We start from the raw sequence: 19,083 nt of genomic DNA on the forward strand, positions 1-19,083 counted from the left end.
GCGCGCCCAGCATGGCGCAAGGCGGGCGCCGCTTGAAGCCGCCAGGGCCCGAGGCTACCAGCCGCGCATGACCCAGCACCTGCATTTCATCGGCGGCCGCGCCCTGGCCTCGGATGCCGCGCTCCCCGTGCTCAACCCCTCCGACGGCGCCGAGATCGGCCGCATCGCCCGCGGCACGGCGCGGGAGGTGGATGCGGCCTGCCGCGCCGCCGACGCCGCACTGGCCGGCCCTTGGGGCCGCATGCCCGCGGCCGAGCGCGGCCGGCTGCTGCTGAAGCTGGCGGAGCTCATCCGGCGCGATGCGGAACGCCTGGCGGCGCTCGAATCCCTCGATGTCGGCAAGCCGATCCGCCAGGCGCGGCAGGATGCCGCCGCCTGCGCCCGCTACTTCGAATTCTACGGCGGCGCGGCCGACAAGGTGCATGGCGAGACCATCCCCTCCGCCGAGGGGATCCTCGCCATGACGGTCTGGGAGCCGCATGGCGTCACAGCCCACATCATCCCCTGGAACTACCCGATGCAGATCCTCGGCCGGTCGCTCGGCGGGGCGCTGGCCATGGGCAATGCGGCGGTGGTGAAGCCGGCGGAGGAGGCCTCCCTCACCACGCTGGCGATCGCCGAGCTGGCGGCGGAGGCGGGATTCCCCGCGGGCGCGGTGAATGTGGTGACCGGCCTCGGCGAGGAGGCCGGCGCGGCGCTGACGGCGCATCCGCTGGTCGCCCATATCTCCTTCACCGGCAGCCCGGAGGTCGGCACGCTGATCCAGCGCGCGGCGGCGGAGCGCACCATCCCCGTGACTCTGGAGTTGGGCGGCAAGAGCCCGCAAATCGTCTTTGCCGATGCGGATCTGGACCAGGTGGTGCCGGCGGTGATGGGCGCCATCATCCAGAATGCCGGCCAGACCTGCTCCGCCGGGTCCCGCCTGCTGGTGCAGGAGCAGGTGCATGACCGGCTGCTGGCCGCGCTGGCCGAGCGCTTTTCCCGGTTGGAGGCGGGGCCGGCGGAGCGCGACCTCGATCTCGGCCCGCTGGTGACCCTGGCGCAGCAGCGGCGGGTGCAGGGCTTCCTGGAGACCGCGCGGCGCGATGGCTTGCGCCACGCGGCCAGTGGCCGGCTGGCCTCCAACGCGCCGGAGGGCGGCTACTACGTGAAGCCGGTGCTGCTGGATGACGTCGATGCGGCCCACACCCTGGCACAGGAAGAAATCTTCGGCCCGGTGCTGGTCGCCACCCGATTCGCCGATGAGGAGGCGGCGCTGCGCATCGCCAATGGCACCGCATATGGTCTGGTCGCCGGCGTCTGGACCCAGGATATCGGCCGCGGGCTGCGCCTGGCGCGCCACATCCGCGCGGGCCAGGTCTTCGTCAACAACTATGGCGCCGGCGGCGGCGTGGAACTGCCCTTCGGCGGCGTGAAGCGCAGCGGCCATGGGCGGGAGAAGGGTTTTGCGGCGCTGCACGGTTTTGGCGCCCTGAAGACGATCGCCATCCGGCACGGCTGAACCGGCGTTAATCCCACGGGCATCTTGCGCATGGCCGTTGGATTGCAGGATTGAAACTGTGGAAAATGGCATCCACGCCATAGTTTCCGCCCCGGGTTGAAGCGGCCACGCTGCGTGCCGCGCCCGGAGGAACGGTATGGATTCGTTGCTTGCCCAGGGACCGCAGTTCCTGGAGATTCTGTGGCTCAACATCATCCTGTCGGGCGACAATGCGGTGGTCATCGGCATGGCGGCCGCGGGCCTGCCCCCCGCGCTCCGCGCCCGCGCGGTGCTCTTCGGCATCGTCGCCGCCGCCGTCCTCCGCATCGTCTTCTCGCTGGGCGCCACCTGGCTGCTGGGCCTGTGGTGGGTCGAGCTCATCGGCGGGCTCGCGCTGCTCTACATCGCCTGGGGCTTCTGGAAGGAACTGCGCCACCAGGCGGAGGAGCAGGAGGCCGGCCACGCGGCGCCGGACAAGACCCTGTTCCAGGCGCTGCGGCAGATCATCATCGCCGATGTCTCGATGAGCCTCGACAACGTGCTGGCGGTGGCCGCCGTGGCGCGAAACAACATCACCATGCTGATCATCGGCCTCACCGTCTCCATCCTGCTGATGGGGCTGCTGGGCGGCGCGCTGGCGAAGCTGCTCGATCGCTACAAGATCATCGCCTATGTCGGCCTGGCGCTGATCGCCTGGATCGGCGTCGAGCTGCTGTGGGAGGGTGCCGCAGCGGCGAATGAGGCGCTGCATCTCGGCCTGCCGCTGCCGGCGGTGGCGGCGCATTGAAGCATTTTCGAGCCTTGCGGCTTCGCAAGGCGACTCGGAAAATGCGTTAAAACAAATGGCTAGAGCTGTTTCGCCGTCTTCGCTTTCGGTGAAACGGCTCTAGCACCACGGCTTGAAGCGGTCCGCCCGCTTCACCTATACCCAAGGACAGCAAGGGGCGCCGCCAAGGGCGCCCCAGTCCCTGGGGAGAGACGCCTTTGATCACCATGTCCCGCCGGCTGGCCCTGGCCGCCGCCCTCGCCTTGCCGCTGGCCGCGCCGGCCCTGGCCCAGACGCAAATCACCATCCAGCACCCGCTGCCGCTGAACAGCCACTACGGCGCCGGCGCCACCGCGCTGAAGGAGGCCTTCGAGCGTGCCTCCGGCGGCCGCTACACCGTCGTGATCCAGCGCAACGACAATGAGCGCGAGGCGATCGAGAGCGCGCAGATCGGCACGATCGAATGCGTCATCACCTCCACCGGCCCGGTCGGCAATTTCGTGCCGGAGACGCGCAACCTCGACGTGCCCTTCCTGTTCCGCGACACCGCCCATGCCCGCGGCGTGCTGGATTCGGAAATCGGCCAGCAGATGCTCGGCCGCTTCGCCGCCCGCGGCCTCACCGGCGTGGTCTGGATGGAGAACGGCTTTCGCCACCTGACCAATTCGCGGCGCGAGGTGAATACGCCGGCCGATGTGCGCGGGCTGAAGGTGCGCACGATGGAGAACCAGGTGCATATGCGCGCCTTCTCCACCCTCGGCGCGCTGCCGACGCCGATGGCCTTCTCCGAGCTGGTGCCCGCCCTGCAGCAGGGCACGGTGGACGGCCAGGAGAATCCGATCCCGGTCATCGTGGCGAACAACCTGAACCAGGTGCAGCGCTACCTGACGCTGACCGGCCACGTCTATTCGCCGGCGATCCTGATCTGCAATCCGCAGATGCTGGCGCGCATGACGGCCGCCGACCGCGCCGCCTTCATGGAGGCCGCCAAGGCCGGTGCGGCCGCCAACCGCGCGCGCGTGACGGCCGATGAGCAGTCCGGCGTGGACGAGCTGCGCCGCCGCGGCATGACGGTGGTGACGCAGGTGGATGCCGCCGCCTTCCAGACCGCGCTGGCCGCCGCCTTCACCGAGTATGAGCGCACACTGGACGGCGCGCTGCTGCGCCGCATCCGCGACTGGCGCGCGAACTGAGCCTGGCCTGACGGGGCGCGGGACACGCCGCGCCCCGCCCCCCCGGGATTGATGCCGCAACCGCAATGCATCTATACCGGTGAAGCATGCAGCGCCGAACCAACGGCGCGCAGTCCCTGGGGGAGTCCGTCCGTGAAGACCATCCATCGCGCGGCGCTTGCCGCCGCGCTCCTGCTGCCCTTCGCGCTGCCGGCGCAGGCGCAGACGCAACTGACCGTGCAGCATGCCCTGCCGCTCGACAGCCACACGGGCGTCGGCGCCAGCACCTTCAAGTCGGCGCTGGAGCGGCTGACCGGCGGGCGCTACAGCGTCACCACCCAGCGCAACGACAATGAGCGCGAGATGGTCGAGAGCGTGCAGATCGGCACCATCGACTGCACCTTCACCTCCACCGGCCCGGTCGGCAACTTCGTGCCGGAGGTGCGGATCTTCGACGTGCCCTTCCTGTTCCGCGACGCCACCCATGCGCGCGGCGTGCTGGATTCCGAGATCGGCCAGCAGGTCCTCTCGCGCTTCAATGCGCGCGGCCTGGTCGGCGTGGTCTGGATCGAGAACGGCTTCCGCAACCTGACCAATTCGCGGCGCGAGGTGCATACCCCGGCCGACCTGCGCGGCATGAAGATCCGCACCATGGAGAACCAGGTGCATATCCGGGCCTTCACCACGCTGGGCGCGCTGCCCACGCCCATGGCCTTCTCCGAACTGTTGCCGGCCCTGCAGCAGGGCACGGTGGATGGGCAGGAGAATCCGATCTCCGTCATCGTGGCGAACAACCTGAACCAGGTGCAGCGCCACTTCACCATGACGCGCCACGTCTATTCGCCGCAGGTGATGATCTGCAACCCGGCCATGGTGGCGCGCTTCAACGCGGCCGATCGCGCCCTGTTCCAGCAGGCGGCGCGGGAAGCGCAGGCCGCCAACCGCGCCCGCGTCACGGCGGATGAGGAAGCGGGCGTGGCCGAGCTGCGCCGCCGCGGCATGACGGTGGTGACGGAGGTGGACACGGCCGCCTTCCAGGCCGCCCTGGCCCCCGCCTTCGCCGAATGGGAGCGGACGCTGGATGCCGCGACGCTGCGCCGCATCCGCGAATGGCGCGCCAATTGAGACTTCGACCTTCGGCAGGGCCGCGCGCCCTGCCCTTCCAGCCTCCGGAATCCACGCGATGAACATGATGAACGTGGTGCCATTGCAGGTGACGGGGGCGGTGACGCTCGCCGTCGTGCTACTGGCACTCTGGGCAGGCTCCGGGGGTGGCGCCAGGGGCGCCTTGCGCTCCGCCGTGCTGGGGCTCGACCGCATCACCACCGGCCTCGCCGCCCTCCTCGCCTGCCTGGCGCTGGCCATCGCGGCGGCGGCCGGGCTGTGGCAGGTGATCGCCCGCTTCGCCACGGAAACGCCCTCGATATGGTCGGAGGCGCTGGTGCGCACGGCGCTGATCTGGATGGCCTATCTCGGCGTGGCGCTGGCGCTGCGCGGCGGCGCGCTGGTCTCCATCGACGTGGCGCATCGCCTGTCCTCCGGCGCCCTGCGGCGGGGGCTGGAGGCGGCGGCGCTGGCCTGCTCCCTGTCCCTCATGGGCATCATGTTCTGGTTCGGCTGGACCATGGCGCAGCGCGTGCAGTTCCAGGAGATGGCGGGGCTCGAGGTCTCGATGTCCTGGGGCTATGCGGCGATCCCGATCGGCGCCGTCTTCGCCATGATCGGCGCCGTCGCCCATTTCCTCGACCGGCGCGAAGCCGAGCTGGAGTACGCCGCATGAGCGGCATGATGCTCACCGTGATGCTGGTGCTGTTCGCCATCAGCGTGCCGGTCGCCGTCGCCATCGGGCTTGCCGCCATCGTCGGCATCCATGGCTATACCAACTTCCCGCTGATCGTCGCGGCGCAGCAGCTTTTCGTGGCGCTGGACAAGTTCCCGCTGGCCGCCATTCCCTTCTTCATCCTGGCCGGCAACCTGATGGATGTGGGCGGCATCTCCCGCCGCCTGGTCGCCTTCGCGCAATCCATCGTGGGCGGCATCCAGGGCGGGCTGCCCGCCACCTGCGTCGTCACCTGCATGATCTTCGCGGCCATCAGCGGCAGCTCCGTCGCCACCACCTTCGCGGTGGGCGCCATCATGATCCCGGCCCTGGTCCGCGCCGGCTATCCGGTGGCCTTCGCCGCCGCCCTGCAGGCGACCGCGGCGGAGCTCGGCGTCATCATCCCGCCGTCGATCCCGATGATCCTCTATGGCGTCACGGCGCAGGTCAGCATCCCGGAGCTGTTCATCGCCGGCATCGGGCCGGGCATCATGATCTCCGGCGCGCTGGTCGCCACGGTGCTGATCTGGTGCCGCATCAAGGGCTGGGGCAAGCAGGATGGCGAGGGCCGCCTGCCCTTCCTGACCGCCACGCGCCAGGCCGGCTTCGCGCTGTTCATGCCGGTGGTCGTGCTGGGCGGCATCTATGGCGGCATCACCACGCCGACGGAGGCCAGCGTCGTCGCGGTCGCCTATGCCATCCTGGTCGGCATGGCGGTGCATCGCGAGATCGGCTGGCGCGACCTGTACCCGATCTTCCGCAAGTCTGTGATCAGCAGCGCGGTGATCCTGTTCATCATCGCCTGCGCGGCCGTCTTCTCCTGGCTGCTGAACCGGCAGGGCGTGCCGGATGCGGCGGCCGCCTGGCTGGTCGCCACCTTCGACGGCGCGGGCATGTACCTGCTGGGCGTGAACCTGTTCCTGTTCGTGGTCGGCATGTTCGTCGAGACCAGCGCCTCCATCATCGTGCTGGCGCCGATCCTGGCCGAGGCGGCGGAGCGTTTCGGCATCGATGGCGTGCATTTCGGCACCATCATGGTGGTGAACCTGGCGATGGGCATGATCACGCCGCCCTTCGGCGTGAACCTCTTCGCCGCGGCGCAGGTGGCCGGCACCGGCGTGGACAAGATGATGCGCTACCTGCCGATCTTCATCGGCGTCATCTTCGCCTGCCTGATGGTCATCACCTACCTGCCCTGGATCACCATGGCGCTGCCGCACCTGGTCTTCCGGTGATCGCCACCCCCGCCGCGCTGCGCCACCTGCGGCGGGACCCGGTGCTGAAGGCGGTGATCCGCCGCATCGGGCCCTGCACGCTGGAGCCGGTGGTGCGGGAGCCCTACCAGGCGCTGGTCAGCGCCATCACGCACCAGCAGGTGCATGGCCGCGCGGCGGAGGCGATTCTGGGTCGCTTCGTCGCGCTGTACCCCGGGCACGATTTTCCGCCGCCCGCTCTGGTGCTGCAGACGCCGGTGGAGGCGATGCGCGGCTGCGGCCTCTCGGGCAACAAGGTCGCCGCCATCCGCGACATCGCGGAGAAGGCGGTGGGCGGGCTGGTGCCGAGCAGCGAGGCAGCGGCGCGGCTTTCGGACGAGGCGCTGATCGAGCGGCTGGTCGCCATCCGCGGCGTCGGCCGCTGGACGGTGGAGATGTTTCTCATATTCACCCTCGGCCGCCCGGACGTGCTGCCCGTGGATGATTTCGGCGTCCGGGAGGGCTGGAAGGTATCCGCCGGTCTGGAGGCCCAGCCGAAGCCGAAGGAGCTGGCCGAGATCGGCGCGGCCTGGGCGCCCTGGCGCAGCATCGCCGCCTGGTACCTCTGGCGCGCGGCGGATGCGGACAAGCTGCGGCGGCTCAAGCCGAAGGCGGCGAAGGCGCCAGCAGGTCGAGCCAGGCGGGAATCCGCTGCCTGAAGGCGAAATAGCCCTTCGTCGCTTCGGGCCAGCAGGCCGCGTCCCAGTCACGGCGGATGGGATGCAGGGGGATGCCCAGCCCCTCCAGCGCCGTCGCCGTCCAGCCCACCGGCGCCTCCGGCGTCACCACCGGCAGGCCATGGTCCGCCGCCCAGCCGGCCACGGCCTCCGGCGCCAGGGCGATGGCGGGGGCGCCGAAATGTCGGCCGGCGCGGGCCAGGCCATCGGCCAGCGCCTGCCAGGCATGACGTGCGACGCCCGGCGCGCAGCCGAGCGGGGAGCGCGCCTCCGGCACCGCGAAGCCGGCGATGGCGCGGACCTTCAGCCCGGCGGGCAGCAGGCTTTCGGGATGCAGGTCGTCCTCATGCAGCAGCAGCGCGACGGGGCCCTCCGGCAGCGGACCCTGGACCGGCAGCGGGCAGGGCGCCGGCGGCGGCCGAAAAGGCAGCGGGGCCGGGTTCTCGTCGATCTGGCCGGCCGGGGCGAAGCGCTCCGCCGAGCAGCGGCGGATGGTCTCGGCCCGCGCGACATAGGGCTTGTCCGCCGTATGCAGCCCCGCGACCCAGCGCCAGGACAGGGTATTGCTGGCCGCATCGCCGTCCAGCAGGTGCCGCAGGAAAAAGTCCGCGCCCAGCGTCCAGGGCAGGCGAAGCGAGAAGATCCAGATGCTGGCGAAGCACATGCGCGCGTGGTTGTGCAGCCAATGCGAGTCGCGCAGTTCCCGCGCCCAGTCGTCGAAACCGGCGATGCCGGTGGCACCCTGCACCGCGCGGTCGTAGCCCGCCCGCAGCGCCGGCTCCGCCTCCAGCCGCGCCAGCTCGCGCGACAGCTCCGCCCGGTAATCCGCCCAGAGGGCCGGGCGCAATGCGAGAAAGCCTTTCCAGTAGCTGCGCCAGAAGACCTCCTCGATGAATTTTCCGGCCACCTGCGCGCCATGCCGATGCAGCGCCGTGCCCACCACCTCCGCCTCCGTCACCAGCCGGTGGCGCAGCGCGGGGGAGAGGCGGGAGACGGCGCCGGGCTGCCCTGGACCGGGGTCGATATTGCGGCCAGCCCCGTAATCAGGCCCCATGCGCGGGCCGAAGGCGGCCAGCTGCCGCAGCGCCGCGGCGCGATCCGCGGGGAAGTCTTCCATCGTCATGCAGGCCTAGATCGGCCCGCTTCGCCATCCCGCAACCGAGGCCAGCTTGAAGGCAGCATCATGTCCACCCGTCGCGCGCTGCTGACCCTGATGGGCGGAATGACCGCGGCGAGCGCCGTGGGCGGGCTCTACGGCTTCTGGATCGAGCCCACCTACCGGCTGGGCGTGGCCGAATACCGGCTGAACCCGCCGAACTGGCCGCGCGACAGGCCCATCACCATCGCGTCGCTCGCCGATCTCCATGCCTGCGAGCCGCAGATGCCGCTGCAGCGGGTGGCCGAGATTGTTGCCGCCACCAATGCCCTGCAGCCGGATCTCGTGGTGCTGCTGGGCGACTACATGGGCGGCGGCCGGCTGGTTCGGCACGGCATCCCGGTGGCGGAGACGGCCGCCGTGCTGCGCGGCCTGCGCGCGCCGCATGGCGTGCATGCCGTGCTGGGCAATCACGACTGGTGGGAGGACCCGCAGGTGCAGCGCTTCCGCCGCGGCGTGCCGCGCACCGCGCGCGTGCTGGCGGAGGCCGGGATCTCCGTGCTGCACAATGCGGCGGTGAAGACCGGCTTCCGCGGCCGCGGCTTCTGGGTGGCCGGCAGCGGCAGCCTCTGGGCCTTCCGGGAGACCGATGACGGCCGCTACCTCGGCGCCAACCACCTCGGCCGTACCCTGGCCGGGGTGCAGGACCGGGACCCGGTGATCCTGCTCTGCCATGAGCCCGATATCTTCCCCGATGTGCCGGCGGATCGCGTCGCGCTGACGCTGTGTGGCCATACGCATGGCGGGCAGGTGCGGGTGGCGGGTTTCTCGCCCTATGTCCCCTCCGCCTTCGGCAATCGCTATGCCTATGGGCATGTGGAGGAGGCGGGGAAGCACCTGGTCGTCTCGGGCGGGCTCGGCACCTCGATCCTGCCGGTGCGGATGGGCGTGCCGCCGGAGATCACGCTGGTCCGCCTGGGCTGACGCGCGGCGGCAGTCAACTTTCTTGATACTTCACGCGACGGTACATCATGTGCTGTCCTGCTGGCCCAGGAGAGGCGGAGGAATGGCCATGACGGATCGCAAGACACCAGCCGGGCCGACCAAGACGCCGCCGGGCCCGGTGCCGCTGGAGGATGCGGCGCTGGATAGCGTGACCGGCGGCGTGGTGGCCTTCAGCTATGGCGGCGGCTGGAACGCCGAGCAGGACGGCCCGCCGCCGGGCGACCAGGCGGTGGAGGAAGCCCGCCCCGGCCTGCGCGGCGGCTCCTGAACCGTCACAGCCCGCGCAGGAACCCTCGTACAGTCGCGAGGAAGGCCTGCGGATTCTCGGCATGCAGCCAGTGCCCGGCGGGAATGCTGGCATGGGTCGCGGCGGGAAACAGGCGCTGGAACAGCGGCGCATGCTCCGGCCGGATATAGTCGGAACGGTCGCCGGCCAGCACCAGGACCTGCCCCTCATAGCGCCCCGGCAGGTCGGGCCAGCCGCCGATCTCCGGCATGCCGGCGGCAATCTCCTCCAGCCCGATGCGCCAGGCCGGCGGGTTGCGGGCAAAATCCAGGTTCTGCAGCAGGAAGGCGCGCAGCGGCGCGGCGGGCACCGCCGGCGCCAGGGCTGCATCCGCCTCCCGCCGCGCAAGGCCGGGGCGCAGCTCCAGCCCGCGCATGGCGGCGATATAGGCGTTGAACAGCGGCGCCGGATAGGCGACGGGGGCGATATCCGCCACCAGCAGCCGCGCCACCCCCTCCGGCCGCGTCAAGGCGAGCGCCATGGCCACCTTGCCGCCCATCGAATGGCCGATCACGGAGGCGGGCCAGGCGCCCTCCGCCTGCAGCGTCTCCGCCACATCCGCGGCCATATCGGCATAGGCCATGCCGGCGGCATGCGGGGAGGTGCCGTGGTTGCGCAGGTCCAGCGCCAGCACGCGGAAGCCCTCCGCCGCCAATTGCCTCTGGATGGCGCCAAAGTTCTGGCCGGCGCCCAGCAGACCGTGCAGCAGCACGACGGCGGGCCCCTGCCCCGCTTCGGCGACCACGAGCTTCATCCGCGGGCCGCCAGGACGACCGAGGCCACGATCAGCCCGCCCCCCACGATCACATCCCAGCCCAGCGGCTCGCCGAGCCAGAGGGTGGAGACCAGCACGCCGAAGGCCGGCACCATCAGGAAGCCCACGGAGGCCACGGCCCCCGGCAGCTTGCGGCCGGCCTCGATCACGCACCAGGTGCCGATCGGCGCCGCGAAGAGGCCGATATAGAGAAGATAGGGCCAGGAGCTGAGCCCGACGCCGCCATCCGGCTCCAGCACCAGCGTGATCGGCACCAGCAGCAGCGCGCCGATGCCGAAGCACCAGGGCAGCAGCTCGAACATCGGCGTGCGCGGCGGCCATTTGCGGGAGGCGATGATGGCGATGGTCCAGAGCAGCCCGGCCAGCACCAGCATCAGGTGGCCGACCAGCGCATCCCGCTGCGTCCAGTCCACCGACCAGGGGCCGATCAGCACGCCCGCGCCGGCCAGCCCCAGCCCCGCTGCGAACCAGCGCGCGGCGGAGACCTTCTCCCCCAGCACCAGGACGGAGAGCGGGATGAGCCAATAGGTGACGACATTGGACAGCACCGCGGTGCGCCCGGCCGGCACCAGCGCCACCGCCAGATGGGTCAGCGCGAAGAAGCCGCCGAGCTGGAACAGGCCAAGGAAGAGCACCGCCCGGCGGTCCTCCGCCACCGGAAAGCGCAGCCGGCCCAGGGCCGCCAGCAGGATGGCCGCCCCCAGCGCCGCCAGCGCGGATCGCCCCGTGCCGAACCACAGGGGGGACGCATCCGCCAGCGCAGCCTTGGTGATGGGCCAGGCACCGCCAAACAGGATGACGGCTGCGAAAAGCAGCCGGAAGGCAGACGCCATGGGCATTGCTGTTAACCTAACCGCGCCCGTCGCGTCGGGAAAAGCCTGGATTTGTGCGATTGAGCTTACAATTCAACAATTGTCGATTGTCGATCCGCATGTATTGGGGCGAGGTGCGCAACTATGCGCGCGCCCCGAGCGCAACCAGCGCCGCCCGCATCTCCCGCGCCGCCTGGCCGGCGCCACCGGGTCGCCGGGGTTGCAGATCCGCCTCCGTCACCAGCGCCCCCGCCGGCACCGCGCGGGCCAGCGCCACGCCATGCGCCAGCCCGATCGGCACGGCGCCCAGCGCCAGCGACCGCGCGGCCGGGATGCATTTGCCCCAGACCATGGCGCCGCCCTCGCCATCCAGCACCTCGCCCGGCCGTAGGTCGCGCTTGGCGATGGCGACGCAATCGGCCGCCCAGCTTTCCGAACTGCCCGTCGCCTCCCGCCGCAGCGCGGCGGAGGCGACGGAGACGCCGAGCTCGAGCCCGATGAAGTGATAGGGCCGCCAGAGCGCGGCGTAGCGTCCGCTGGAATCGGTGGCCACGCCGTATTCGGCGAAGCAGCGGCGGGCGTATTCGGTATCGCCCTCGAAGACCACATAGACGCCCCAGCGCAGGTTGTCCGGGATCTCGGCGCCGTCGCGCGTGAGGGAGGAGACCACCTCCACCACGCCCTTGCGGGCCAGGATGCCGCCCTCGTTATGCGGGCGCAGCAGGTCCGGCAGCTGGCTGGTGCCGGCGGGCGGGAAGGCCAGGCCATCCTCGGGCGGGGCGAGGCCGGTGGCATTGGCGATCGCCGCCATCTCGATGCCGGACTTGGTGCCATCGAGGAAGGAGTTGAACATGCGCGGATTCATCGCCCCCGCACGCGCCTGCTCCGCCGTCAGCCCGTAGAAATCCCAGACCGTCTCCGGCGTGCTGGCGTGATAGGCCGGCAGGTATTTCGTGCCCTTGCCGGCGGCGACCACCGAAAAACCGCCGGCGCGGATGGTGTCGACCAGTTCCGCCACCAAAGCCGGCTGGTCGCCATAGGCCATGGAATAGACGAGGCCCGCCGCCGCGGCCTCCCGCGCCAGCAGGGGGCCGGCCAGCACGTCCGCCTCGACATTCACCATCACCACATGCTTGCCGTGGCGGATGGCGTGGCGCGCATGGACCAGGCCGGCGGCGGGGTCGCCCGTGGCCTCCACCACCACCTCCACATGGGGATCGGCGATCAGCGCCAGGCTGTCCTCGGTCAGCCAGGTGGCGCCGGTGCGGGCCGCGGTCGCGGCATCGGGGGCGGCGCCGGCCTCGGGCGCCCAATGGATGCGCGCCAGCGCGGCGCGGGCATTGGGGATGGAGAGATCGGCGATGCCTAGCACATGCAGCCCCGGCGTGCGCGGCGCCTGATGCAGGAACATGGAGCCGAACTTGCCCGCGCCAATGACGGCGACGCGCACGGGGCGGCCTTCGGCCTCGCGCTTCAGCAACAGGCGGTGCAGGTTCATCCGAGGCTCCTCAGGGCGAATACCAGGGCCGCGGCCGCGATCCCGGCAGCGGCAACGCGGTGCCGGGGCGGCGGGCCAGCAGCAGCGTGGCGGTCAGCGCCATCAGCACCGCCAGCCCCTGCCCGGCCCGGCGCAGCGCGCGGTCGCGCAGCCGCACCGCCAGGCCCAGCAGCAGCAGCGCCGCGGCGAAGACCAGCCAGAGCGTCACGGCCCCCCCCTCAGCCTGTGGTCAGCATGATCTTGCCGATATGGGTGCTGCTTTCCATCAGCCGATGCGCCTCGGCGGCTTCGGCCAGCGGGAAGGTGCGGAAGATGCGCGGCGCCGCCTTGCCCTGCGCCAGCAGCGGCCAGACCTTGGCCTCCAGCGCCTGCGCGATCTCCCCCTTCTGCGCCGTGCTGCGCGGCCGCATGGTGCTGCCGGTGACGGTCAGGCGCTTCACCATGATCGGCCGCAGGTCCACCTGTTCCGCCACATGGCCGTTCAGGAAGGCGATCATCACCAGCCGGCCATCCATCCGCAGGCTGCGGATGTTCTTCGAAAAATACGGCGCGCCGACCATGTCGAGCACGACGTCCACGCCCTTCCCGCCGGTCAGCGCCTTCACGCGCTCGGCGAAATCCTCGGTCTTGTAGTCGATCGCCGCATCCGCCCCGAGCTCCAGGCAGGCCGCCACCTTTTCCGCGCTGCCCGCCGTCGCATAGACCGTCGCGCCGAAGGCTTTCGCCAATTGAATGGCGGTCACGCCGATGCCGCTGGTGCCGCCATGGATCAGGATGGTCTCGCCCGCCGCCAGCCGGCCATGGCCGAAGACATTGGCCCAGACGGTAAAATAGGTCTCGGGCAGGGCGGCGGCGTGCAGCGCGTCGAAGCCGGCGGGCCAGGGCAGCGTCTGCGCCTCGGGTGCGGCGCAATACGCGGCATAGGCGCCGCCATTGGTCAGCGCGCAGACCTTGTCGCCGATCTTCCAGCGCGTCACCGCGGCGCCCACCGCCACGACCTCCCCGGCGCATTCCAGGCCGAGCACCGGGCTGGCGCCGGGCGGCGGCGGATAGCTGCCGTTGCGCTGCGCCACGTCCGGGCGGTTCACGCCCACCGCCTCGGTGCGGATCAGCACCTCATCCGCCGCCGGCTGGGGCACCGGGCCGCGGGCGGCGACCAGCACCTCCGGCCCGCCGCCCTTGCCGGTGCCGCCCTGGGTGTGGTCGATCAGCGTCATCTCGGCGGGCAGGCTGGGCATGGCGGTTCCTCGGCTGGGCAGGGCCCCGAGGGACCATGCGGCGGCGCGGCCCGTCAAGGCTGCCCGCCGCGGCCCGCGGGGTTGTGCGCGCGGCGCGGCGCATGGGAAACTCATCCGGGCGCCCCGGGGAAAGGGATCAGCATGCAGGGCTTCGGCCGCCGGCGTTTCGGCGGGCTGGCCATTTCGGGGGGGTCTGGGCTGGGCCTTTCGGCGCTTGGCGCGCCGGCGCGCGCGCAGGCGCCGACGCCCGGCGCGGCGGAGCTTCGCCTGGGCGCGCTGTTTCCCCTGAGCGGGCCGGCGGCCCTGTTCGGCGACGAATCCTTCCGCGGCGTGGAGCTGGCCGTGGAGGACCGCAATGCCGCAGGCGGCGTCTTCGGCCGCGCCATCCGCCTGGTCCGCGCCGATGCGCCGGACGAGGCCGCCGCCACGAATGAGGCGCGCCGCCTGGCGCAGGGGCCGGATCGCGTCGCCGCCATCCTCGGCAGCTTCAGCACCGCCATCGCCCTGCCCGCCTCCCAGGTCGCGGAGCTGGCGGGCCTGCCCTATTTCGAGCTCGGCGCCACCGGCGATGCGGTGATGGAACGCGGCTTCCGCTGGGTCTTCCGCGTCGCCCCCCGCGCCGCGGATTTCGCCGCCACGGCGCTGGATGGGGTGGCGCTGCTGGCCACCGCCCTGGCGCGGAGCCCGGCCTCGCTGCGCCTGGCCATCGCGCAGGAGGATGTGCTGGGCGCGCAATCCGTGGCCGCGGCGCAGGAGGCGTCGATCGGCGAACGGGGTTGGACCCTGGCGCAGCGCGCCGCCTATGCGCCGCGGCCGACCGACCTGGCGGCGCTGGTGCAGCGGCTGCGCGGGCTGGATGCGGAGGTGGTGCTGCATAGCGGCGCGCCGGGCGACGAGGTGCTGCTGTTCCGCGCCATGCGCGATGCGAACTGGCGGCCGCGCATGGTGATCGGCACCGCCGGCGGCTACGGCCTGGCCGAGACCGCGCGCAGCATCGGCGCGGACTTCACCGGCACGATGAGCGCGGATTTCACACCTTCCGCCGTGAATGAGCGGGTGGCGCCCGGCGCGCGGGCCTATGCCGAGGCCTATCTGCGCCGCTATGGCGCGGAACCCCGCTCCGGCCACGGCCTGGCCTGCTTCACCGGGGCGCGGGTGGTGCTGGATGCGCTGCATCGCGCCGGCAGCCCGGACCGGGACCGTATCCGCGCCGCCGTGCTGGCCACCGATATCGCCGAGGGCAGCACCGCCTGCGGCTGGGGCGCGCGCTTCGACGAGCGCGGCCAGAACCTGCGCGCCCGGCCACCGCTCTGCCAATGGCAGCCCGCCCCCGCCACGCCGGGCAGCCCGCCCGGCCTGCGCCAGGTGGTGATCGCCCCGGCCGAGGCCGCGATTGCCGAGGCGCTGAGCCGGCTGGGGCCGTGAATCCGGCTCCGCAGGGGCCGGAGGCGGTTCCCGACAGCCGCGGCCTGAACCTTTGGCGCGCCGATCCGATGCTGGAGCGCCTGGCCGGGCTCTATCTGCCGCCCGATCTGCTGGCGCATCTGCGGCCGCATCTGGACCGGCTGGGCGGGCTGGCCGGCGGAAGGCTGGATGAGCTGGCCGCCATCGCGGATCGCAACCCGCCCGTGCTGCACAGCCGCGACCGACGCGGCGCGGACCGGCAGCACATCGAATATCACCCGGCCTATCGCGAGATGGAGCGGCTCGCCTTCGGCGAATACGGCCTGGCGGCCCTGTCGCATCGCGCCGGCGTGCTGGGCTGGCCGGCGCCGATGCCGCCAGCGGCCAAGTACCTGATCACCTATCTTCTGGTGCAGGCGGAATTCGGCCTGTGCTGCCCGGTCTCCATGACCGACAGCCTGACGCGCACGCTGCGCCGCTTCGGCGACCCGGCGCTGGTCGCGCTCTACCTGCCGGCGCTGACCAGCCAGGACCTGGATGCGCTGCACCACGGCGCGATGTTCATGACGGAACAGGGCGCCGGCAGCGATATTGCCGCAACCGCCGTGATGGCCGCGCCGAGGCCCGATGGAAGCTGGACGCTGACCGGCGACAAGTGGTTCTGCTCCAACCCGGATGCCGGCCTCGCCATGGTGCTGGCGCGGCGGGAGGGCGCGGGGCCGGGGCTTGCCGGCGTGTCCCTGTTCCTGCTGCCCAGGGTGCTGCCGGATGGCAGCGACAATGCCTATCGCATCCTGCGGCTGAAGCCCAAGCTCGGCACGCGGTCCATGGCCAGCGGCGAGATCCGGCTGGAAGGCGCCACGGCCTATCTGGTGGGCGACCCCGAGGCCGGCTTCCGGCAGATGGCCGACATGGTCAACAATTCCCGCCTGTCGAATGGCATGCGCGCCGCCGGGCTGATGCGCCGCGCGGTGACGGAGGCGCTCTTCGTCGCGCATCGCCGCCGCGCCTTCGGCCAGCGCCTGGTGGACATGCCGCTGATGCGCCGCCAGCTGTCCAAGATGACGCTGCCGATGGAGCAGGCGCGCAGCCTGATGTTCCAGGCGGCGGAGGCGCTGCGGCGTGCCGATCTGGGCGAGGACGGCGCCTATCCCCTGCTCCGCATCCTGACGCCATTGATGAAGTTCCGCGCCTGCCGCGATGCGCGCCGCGTCACCGGCGATGCGATGGAGGTGCGCGGCGGCTGCGGCTATATCGAGGAATGGCCGGATGCCCGGCTGCTGCGGGATGCGCATCTCGGCAGCATCTGGGAAGGCACCAGCAATATCGTGGCGCTGGATGTGCTGCGCGCCGCGAAGCGGGAGGCGGCGCTGCCGGTGCTGCGCCGGCATGTGCTGGGCCTGCTGGGCCATGGCGCCGACCTGCCCGAGGCCCCCGAGGCGCTGGACCGCGCCCTGGCCCTGGCCGAGCGGGCGCAGGAGGACCCGGCTTCGGCCCGCCAGGCGGCCTCCGCCCTCTATCACCTGACCTCCGCCGCCGCGATGGCCTGGGAGGCGAGGCGGCTGCAGGATGCGGGCCGGCTGGAGCTGGCCCGCCTCGTGCTGCGCCACCGGGTGCTGCCACGCGACCCGCTGGCGGCGGAGGCGGAGACGGTGCCGGAGGGGTTCTGGACCGACCCCGGCGCCTGACGCCTCAGCTCGCCCGGATGCCCGCCGCGCGCACCAGCGGCTCCCAGACCCCGATCTCGCTGCGCAGATAGGCGGCGGCGGAATCGGGGGTGCTGTCGGAGACCACCTGCATGGCCATGCCGAGCAGCCGCTCCTTCACCGCGGGCAGGCTGACGGCGGCATTCACCGCACGGTTCACCTGCTGGATGATGGCGGGCGGCGTGCCGCTGCGGGCCAGCACCATGTGCCAGGTATAGGCCTCGTAGCCCGCCACGCCCTGCTCGATCATGGTCGGGATCTCGGGCGCCAGCGGCGAGCGTTCCCGCGTGCTGATGCCCAGAGCCCGCAGCTGGCCCGACCGCGCATAGGGCAGCGCGGAGGCGGCGATGTCGAAGATCATCGGCACGCGGCCGGACAGCACGTCCGGCAGCGCGGCGGAGCTGCCGCGATAGGGCACATGGTTCGCCCGCAGCCCGCCCGCGGCGTGCAGGAACAGCTCCGTCGCCAGATGCACCGCGCCGCCATTGCCGGAGGAGGCATAGTCGTACCTGCCCGGATTCTCCTTCAGCTGGGCGATGAACTCGGCCAGCGTCCGGGCCGGGAAATCGTTGTTCACCAGCAGGATGACCGGCACCTGGCCGACCAGGGCGCATGGGGTGAAATCGGCGATCGGGTCGAAGGGCAGCGAGGGGAACATGGCCCGCGTCACCGCATGGGCCACCGTGGAGTAGAGCAGCATGGAGCCGTCCTGCGGCCCCTTCGCCACCACATCCGTGCCGATCACCACGCCGGAGCCGGTGCGGTTCTCGACCACGATGCGGTTCGGCAGGGCCTTGGACATCTCCTCCGCCAGCAGGCGGGCCGGCACATCCGTGGGGCCGCCGGCGGCAAAGGGCACCACCATGCGCACGGGCTGGCTGGGCCAGGCCGGCTGGGCGGCGGCCGGGCGCACCAGCAGTCCCGGCGCGGCCAGCGCGCCGGCGCCGAGGGCCAGGATCTGTCGGCGGTTGAGGATGGGATTCGTCATGGACATGTTCTCCCCGGGGCGATCCGTGCCGCCCATTTGAATTCTTGGGTGGAACAGTCGGGGAGAGGGCGGCCCGGCGTCAACAAGGATCGCCGGGCCGGTGGGCCTGGGGTGGTCTCAGTTGATGGTGATATTCGCCTCGCGCACCACGGCGGACCACTTCTGCGTCTCGTCCCGCAGCCAGGCGGCGGCGGAATCGGGCGTGCTGTCGGTGACCAGGCGCATGGCGAGGTCGGACAGGCGCTGCTGCACCGCGGCCTCCGACGCCACCTGCATCAGGGCGCGGTTCATGCTCTGCACCACCGGGGCCGGCGTGCCCTTCGGCGCCAGCACCATGTGCCAGGTATAGGCCTCGAGGCCCGCAAAACCGGCCTCGGCCGTGGTCGGCACGTCCGGCAGCTGCGGCAGGCGCGCCGTGTCCATCACCGCGAGCGCGCGGGTCTCGCCGCGCTGGGCATAGGGCACGGCGGTGGTGGCGACATCGACGATCAGCGGGATGGTGCCGTTCAGCACATCCGGCATGGCCGCCGCCGTGCCGCGATAGGGCACGTGCAGGGCGCGCGCCTCCATCCGGCGCAGCATCAGCTCCGTCGCCAGGTGCAGCGCGCCGCCATTGCCGGAGGAGGCATAGGTCATGCCGCCCGGATCCGCCTTCAGCGCCGCCTGCAGGCCGGCGAGGTCACGGATCCGCGAATCCTTGCCCACGGTGATCAGCATCGGGATCACGCCGACCAGCGCCACCGGCACGAAATCCGCCTCGGGGTCGAAGGGCAGGCGCTGGAACAGGGCGCGGAGGACGGCATGCGCCACGGTGGTATAGAGGAAGGTATGGCCATCGGTCGCCTTGGCGACCACCTCGGTGCCCACCAGCACGCCGGCGCCGGTGCGATTCTCCACGATGATGCGCTGCGGCAGGGCGGCGCCCATGCGCTCGGCGAAAAGGCGGGCGGGGATATCGGTCGGGCCGCCGGCGGCGAAGGGCACCACCAGGCGGATCGGCTGGCTCGGCCAATTGCCCTGGGCATGGGCCGGGGCGATCAGGGCGGGGGCGGCCAGCGGGGTGGCGATGGCGGCCAGGCCGGCGCCGAGGAGCTTGCGGCGGTTCATG

19 protein-coding genes are annotated in these 19,083 nt (G+C 71.6%); 11 read left to right on the top strand and 8 right to left on the bottom strand.

Translation table 11 applies throughout. From position 1 onward, the window contains the following. The first annotated feature begins 67 nt into the window (after nucleotides 1-67). The 7 genes from ACTIF1_RS07055 (at nucleotide 68) to ACTIF1_RS07085 (ending at nucleotide 7,149) form a co-directional block, all read left to right on the top strand. A complete protein-coding gene (locus ACTIF1_RS07055) occupies nucleotides 68-1,501 on the top strand; it encodes an aldehyde dehydrogenase family protein (protein ID WP_439595684.1) in 1,434 nt (477 codons plus the stop codon). Nucleotides 1,502-1,637: 136 nt separating this feature from the next. Continuing rightward, nucleotides 1,638-2,267: a YjbE family putative metal transport protein gene (locus ACTIF1_RS07060; RefSeq protein WP_439595685.1), complete on the top strand. Its 630-nt coding sequence runs from the start codon at nucleotides 1,638-1,640 to the stop codon at nucleotides 2,265-2,267. 206 nt (nucleotides 2,268-2,473) lie between these two features. Then, nucleotides 2,474-3,439, top strand: a complete 966-nt coding sequence (dctP, locus tag ACTIF1_RS07065; RefSeq protein ID WP_439595686.1) for a TRAP transporter substrate-binding protein DctP — start codon at nucleotides 2,474-2,476, stop codon at nucleotides 3,437-3,439. 132 nt (nucleotides 3,440-3,571) lie between these two features. Next, the gene (locus tag ACTIF1_RS07070) at nucleotides 3,572-4,543 is read left to right on the top strand and encodes a DctP family TRAP transporter solute-binding subunit (RefSeq protein WP_439595687.1); all 972 of its coding nucleotides are present in this window, start codon (nucleotides 3,572-3,574) and stop codon (nucleotides 4,541-4,543) included. Between the two features lie 58 nt (nucleotides 4,544-4,601). Beyond that, on the top strand, nucleotides 4,602-5,198 hold the full coding sequence (locus ACTIF1_RS07075) for a TRAP transporter small permease (protein WP_439595688.1): 597 nt from the start codon (nucleotides 4,602-4,604) through the stop codon (nucleotides 5,196-5,198). Beyond that, nucleotides 5,195-6,472: a TRAP transporter large permease gene (locus tag ACTIF1_RS07080; protein WP_439595689.1), complete on the top strand. Its 1,278-nt coding sequence runs from the start codon at nucleotides 5,195-5,197 to the stop codon at nucleotides 6,470-6,472. The genes ACTIF1_RS07075 and ACTIF1_RS07080 overlap by 4 nt, the downstream gene beginning before the upstream one ends. Continuing rightward, nucleotides 6,472-7,149, top strand: coding sequence for a DNA-3-methyladenine glycosylase family protein (locus ACTIF1_RS07085; protein ID WP_439595886.1), 678 nt, complete (start codon nucleotides 6,472-6,474; stop codon nucleotides 7,147-7,149). Before ACTIF1_RS07080 ends, ACTIF1_RS07085 begins: the two co-directional genes overlap by 1 nt. On the opposite strand, the gene ACTIF1_RS07090 is transcribed toward ACTIF1_RS07085, so the two are convergent. Then, the gene (locus tag ACTIF1_RS07090) at nucleotides 7,091-8,290 is read right to left on the bottom strand and encodes an FAD-binding domain-containing protein (protein WP_439595690.1); all 1,200 of its coding nucleotides are present in this window, start codon (nucleotides 8,288-8,290) and stop codon (nucleotides 7,091-7,093) included. The genes ACTIF1_RS07085 and ACTIF1_RS07090 overlap by 59 nt on opposite strands. 60 nt (nucleotides 8,291-8,350) lie before the next feature. On the opposite strand from ACTIF1_RS07090, the gene ACTIF1_RS07095 reads away from it, so the two are divergent. Further along, the gene (locus tag ACTIF1_RS07095) at nucleotides 8,351-9,247 is read left to right on the top strand and encodes a metallophosphoesterase (RefSeq protein WP_439595691.1); all 897 of its coding nucleotides are present in this window, start codon (nucleotides 8,351-8,353) and stop codon (nucleotides 9,245-9,247) included. Nucleotides 9,248-9,335: 88 nt separating this feature from the next. Continuing rightward, entirely contained in the window at nucleotides 9,336-9,536 is a 201-nt protein-coding gene (locus ACTIF1_RS07100; protein WP_439595692.1) for a hypothetical protein, read from the top strand. Between the two features lie 4 nt (nucleotides 9,537-9,540). Here the strand turns inward: ACTIF1_RS07100 and ACTIF1_RS07105 are convergent, their stop codons facing one another. The 5 genes from ACTIF1_RS07105 to ACTIF1_RS07125 form a co-directional block, all read right to left on the bottom strand. Continuing rightward, entirely contained in the window at nucleotides 9,541-10,308 is a 768-nt protein-coding gene (locus ACTIF1_RS07105; protein WP_439595693.1) for an alpha/beta fold hydrolase, read from the bottom strand. Further along, nucleotides 10,305-11,162 (bottom strand): DMT family transporter, encoded by an 858-nt coding sequence (locus ACTIF1_RS07110; RefSeq protein WP_439595694.1) that lies wholly within the window; start codon nucleotides 11,160-11,162, stop codon nucleotides 10,305-10,307. The genes ACTIF1_RS07105 and ACTIF1_RS07110 overlap by 4 nt, the downstream gene beginning before the upstream one ends. Before the next feature lie 121 nt (nucleotides 11,163-11,283). Further along, nucleotides 11,284-12,639: an NAD(P)H-dependent oxidoreductase gene (locus ACTIF1_RS07115; RefSeq protein WP_439595695.1), complete on the bottom strand. Its 1,356-nt coding sequence runs from the start codon at nucleotides 12,637-12,639 to the stop codon at nucleotides 11,284-11,286. A 10-nt stretch (nucleotides 12,640-12,649) separates the two neighbouring features. Further along, nucleotides 12,650-12,847 (bottom strand): hypothetical protein, encoded by a 198-nt coding sequence (locus ACTIF1_RS07120; protein ID WP_439595696.1) that lies wholly within the window; start codon nucleotides 12,845-12,847, stop codon nucleotides 12,650-12,652. Nucleotides 12,848-12,857: 10 nt separating this feature from the next. Next, nucleotides 12,858-13,856 (bottom strand): NAD(P)H-quinone oxidoreductase, encoded by a 999-nt coding sequence (locus ACTIF1_RS07125; RefSeq protein WP_439595887.1) that lies wholly within the window; start codon nucleotides 13,854-13,856, stop codon nucleotides 12,858-12,860. Between the two features lie 162 nt (nucleotides 13,857-14,018). Between ACTIF1_RS07125 and ACTIF1_RS07130 the strand changes: the two genes are divergently transcribed. Both ACTIF1_RS07130 and ACTIF1_RS07135 read left to right on the top strand, forming a co-directional pair. Beyond that, the gene (locus tag ACTIF1_RS07130; RefSeq protein WP_439595697.1) at nucleotides 14,019-15,302 is read left to right on the top strand and encodes an ABC transporter substrate-binding protein; all 1,284 of its coding nucleotides are present in this window, start codon (nucleotides 14,019-14,021) and stop codon (nucleotides 15,300-15,302) included. Then, nucleotides 15,299-16,969 carry an acyl-CoA dehydrogenase family protein gene (locus tag ACTIF1_RS07135; protein WP_439595698.1) on the top strand — a complete coding sequence of 557 codons (1,671 nt, stop codon included), beginning with the start codon at nucleotides 15,299-15,301 and terminating at the stop codon, nucleotides 16,967-16,969. The genes ACTIF1_RS07130 and ACTIF1_RS07135 overlap by 4 nt, the downstream gene beginning before the upstream one ends. 4 nt (nucleotides 16,970-16,973) lie before the next feature. Here ACTIF1_RS07135 and ACTIF1_RS07140 read toward each other — a convergent pair whose 3' ends face one another. Both ACTIF1_RS07140 and ACTIF1_RS07145 read right to left on the bottom strand, forming a co-directional pair. Then, the gene (locus ACTIF1_RS07140; protein WP_439595699.1) at nucleotides 16,974-17,975 is read right to left on the bottom strand and encodes a Bug family tripartite tricarboxylate transporter substrate binding protein; all 1,002 of its coding nucleotides are present in this window, start codon (nucleotides 17,973-17,975) and stop codon (nucleotides 16,974-16,976) included. A gap of 117 nt (nucleotides 17,976-18,092) precedes the next feature. Further along, nucleotides 18,093-19,082, bottom strand: coding sequence for a Bug family tripartite tricarboxylate transporter substrate binding protein (locus ACTIF1_RS07145; RefSeq protein ID WP_439595700.1), 990 nt, complete (start codon nucleotides 19,080-19,082; stop codon nucleotides 18,093-18,095). Between the last annotated feature and the right edge of the window lies 1 nt (nucleotide 19,083).

The sequence above is a fragment of the Falsiroseomonas sp. genome (assembly GCF_051860665.1).
Lineage (GTDB): Bacteria > Pseudomonadota > Alphaproteobacteria > Acetobacterales > Acetobacteraceae > Falsiroseomonas.

What these genes read in the sequence shown, in the direction of transcription:
- ACTIF1_RS07055 (WP_439595684.1), top strand. Translation starts at nt 68, where the DNA reads ATGACCCAGCACCTGCATTTCATCGGCGGCCGCGCCCTGGCCTCGGAT.
- ACTIF1_RS07060 (WP_439595685.1), top strand. Translation starts at nt 1,638, where the DNA reads ATGGATTCGTTGCTTGCCCAGGGACCGCAGTTCCTGGAGATTCTGTGG.
- dctP (WP_439595686.1), top strand. Translation starts at nt 2,474, where the DNA reads ATGTCCCGCCGGCTGGCCCTGGCCGCCGCCCTCGCCTTGCCGCTGGCC.
- ACTIF1_RS07075 (WP_439595688.1), top strand. Translation starts at nt 4,602, where the DNA reads ATGAACATGATGAACGTGGTGCCATTGCAGGTGACGGGGGCGGTGACG.
- ACTIF1_RS07080 (WP_439595689.1), top strand. Translation starts at nt 5,195, where the DNA reads ATGAGCGGCATGATGCTCACCGTGATGCTGGTGCTGTTCGCCATCAGC.
- ACTIF1_RS07090 (WP_439595690.1), bottom strand. Translation starts at nt 8,290, where the DNA reads ATGACGATGGAAGACTTCCCCGCGGATCGCGCCGCGGCGCTGCGGCAG.
- ACTIF1_RS07095 (WP_439595691.1), top strand. Translation starts at nt 8,351, where the DNA reads ATGTCCACCCGTCGCGCGCTGCTGACCCTGATGGGCGGAATGACCGCG.
- ACTIF1_RS07100 (WP_439595692.1), top strand. Translation starts at nt 9,336, where the DNA reads ATGACGGATCGCAAGACACCAGCCGGGCCGACCAAGACGCCGCCGGGC.
- ACTIF1_RS07105 (WP_439595693.1), bottom strand. Translation starts at nt 10,308, where the DNA reads ATGAAGCTCGTGGTCGCCGAAGCGGGGCAGGGGCCCGCCGTCGTGCTG.
- ACTIF1_RS07110 (WP_439595694.1), bottom strand. Translation starts at nt 11,162, where the DNA reads ATGGCGTCTGCCTTCCGGCTGCTTTTCGCAGCCGTCATCCTGTTTGGC.
- ACTIF1_RS07115 (WP_439595695.1), bottom strand. Translation starts at nt 12,639, where the DNA reads ATGAACCTGCACCGCCTGTTGCTGAAGCGCGAGGCCGAAGGCCGCCCC.
- ACTIF1_RS07125 (WP_439595887.1), bottom strand. Translation starts at nt 13,856, where the DNA reads ATGACGCTGATCGACCACACCCAGGGCGGCACCGGCAAGGGCGGCGGG.
- ACTIF1_RS07130 (WP_439595697.1), top strand. Translation starts at nt 14,019, where the DNA reads ATGCAGGGCTTCGGCCGCCGGCGTTTCGGCGGGCTGGCCATTTCGGGG.
- ACTIF1_RS07140 (WP_439595699.1), bottom strand. Translation starts at nt 17,975, where the DNA reads ATGACGAATCCCATCCTCAACCGCCGACAGATCCTGGCCCTCGGCGCC.
- ACTIF1_RS07145 (WP_439595700.1), bottom strand. Translation starts at nt 19,082, where the DNA reads ATGAACCGCCGCAAGCTCCTCGGCGCCGGCCTGGCCGCCATCGCCACC.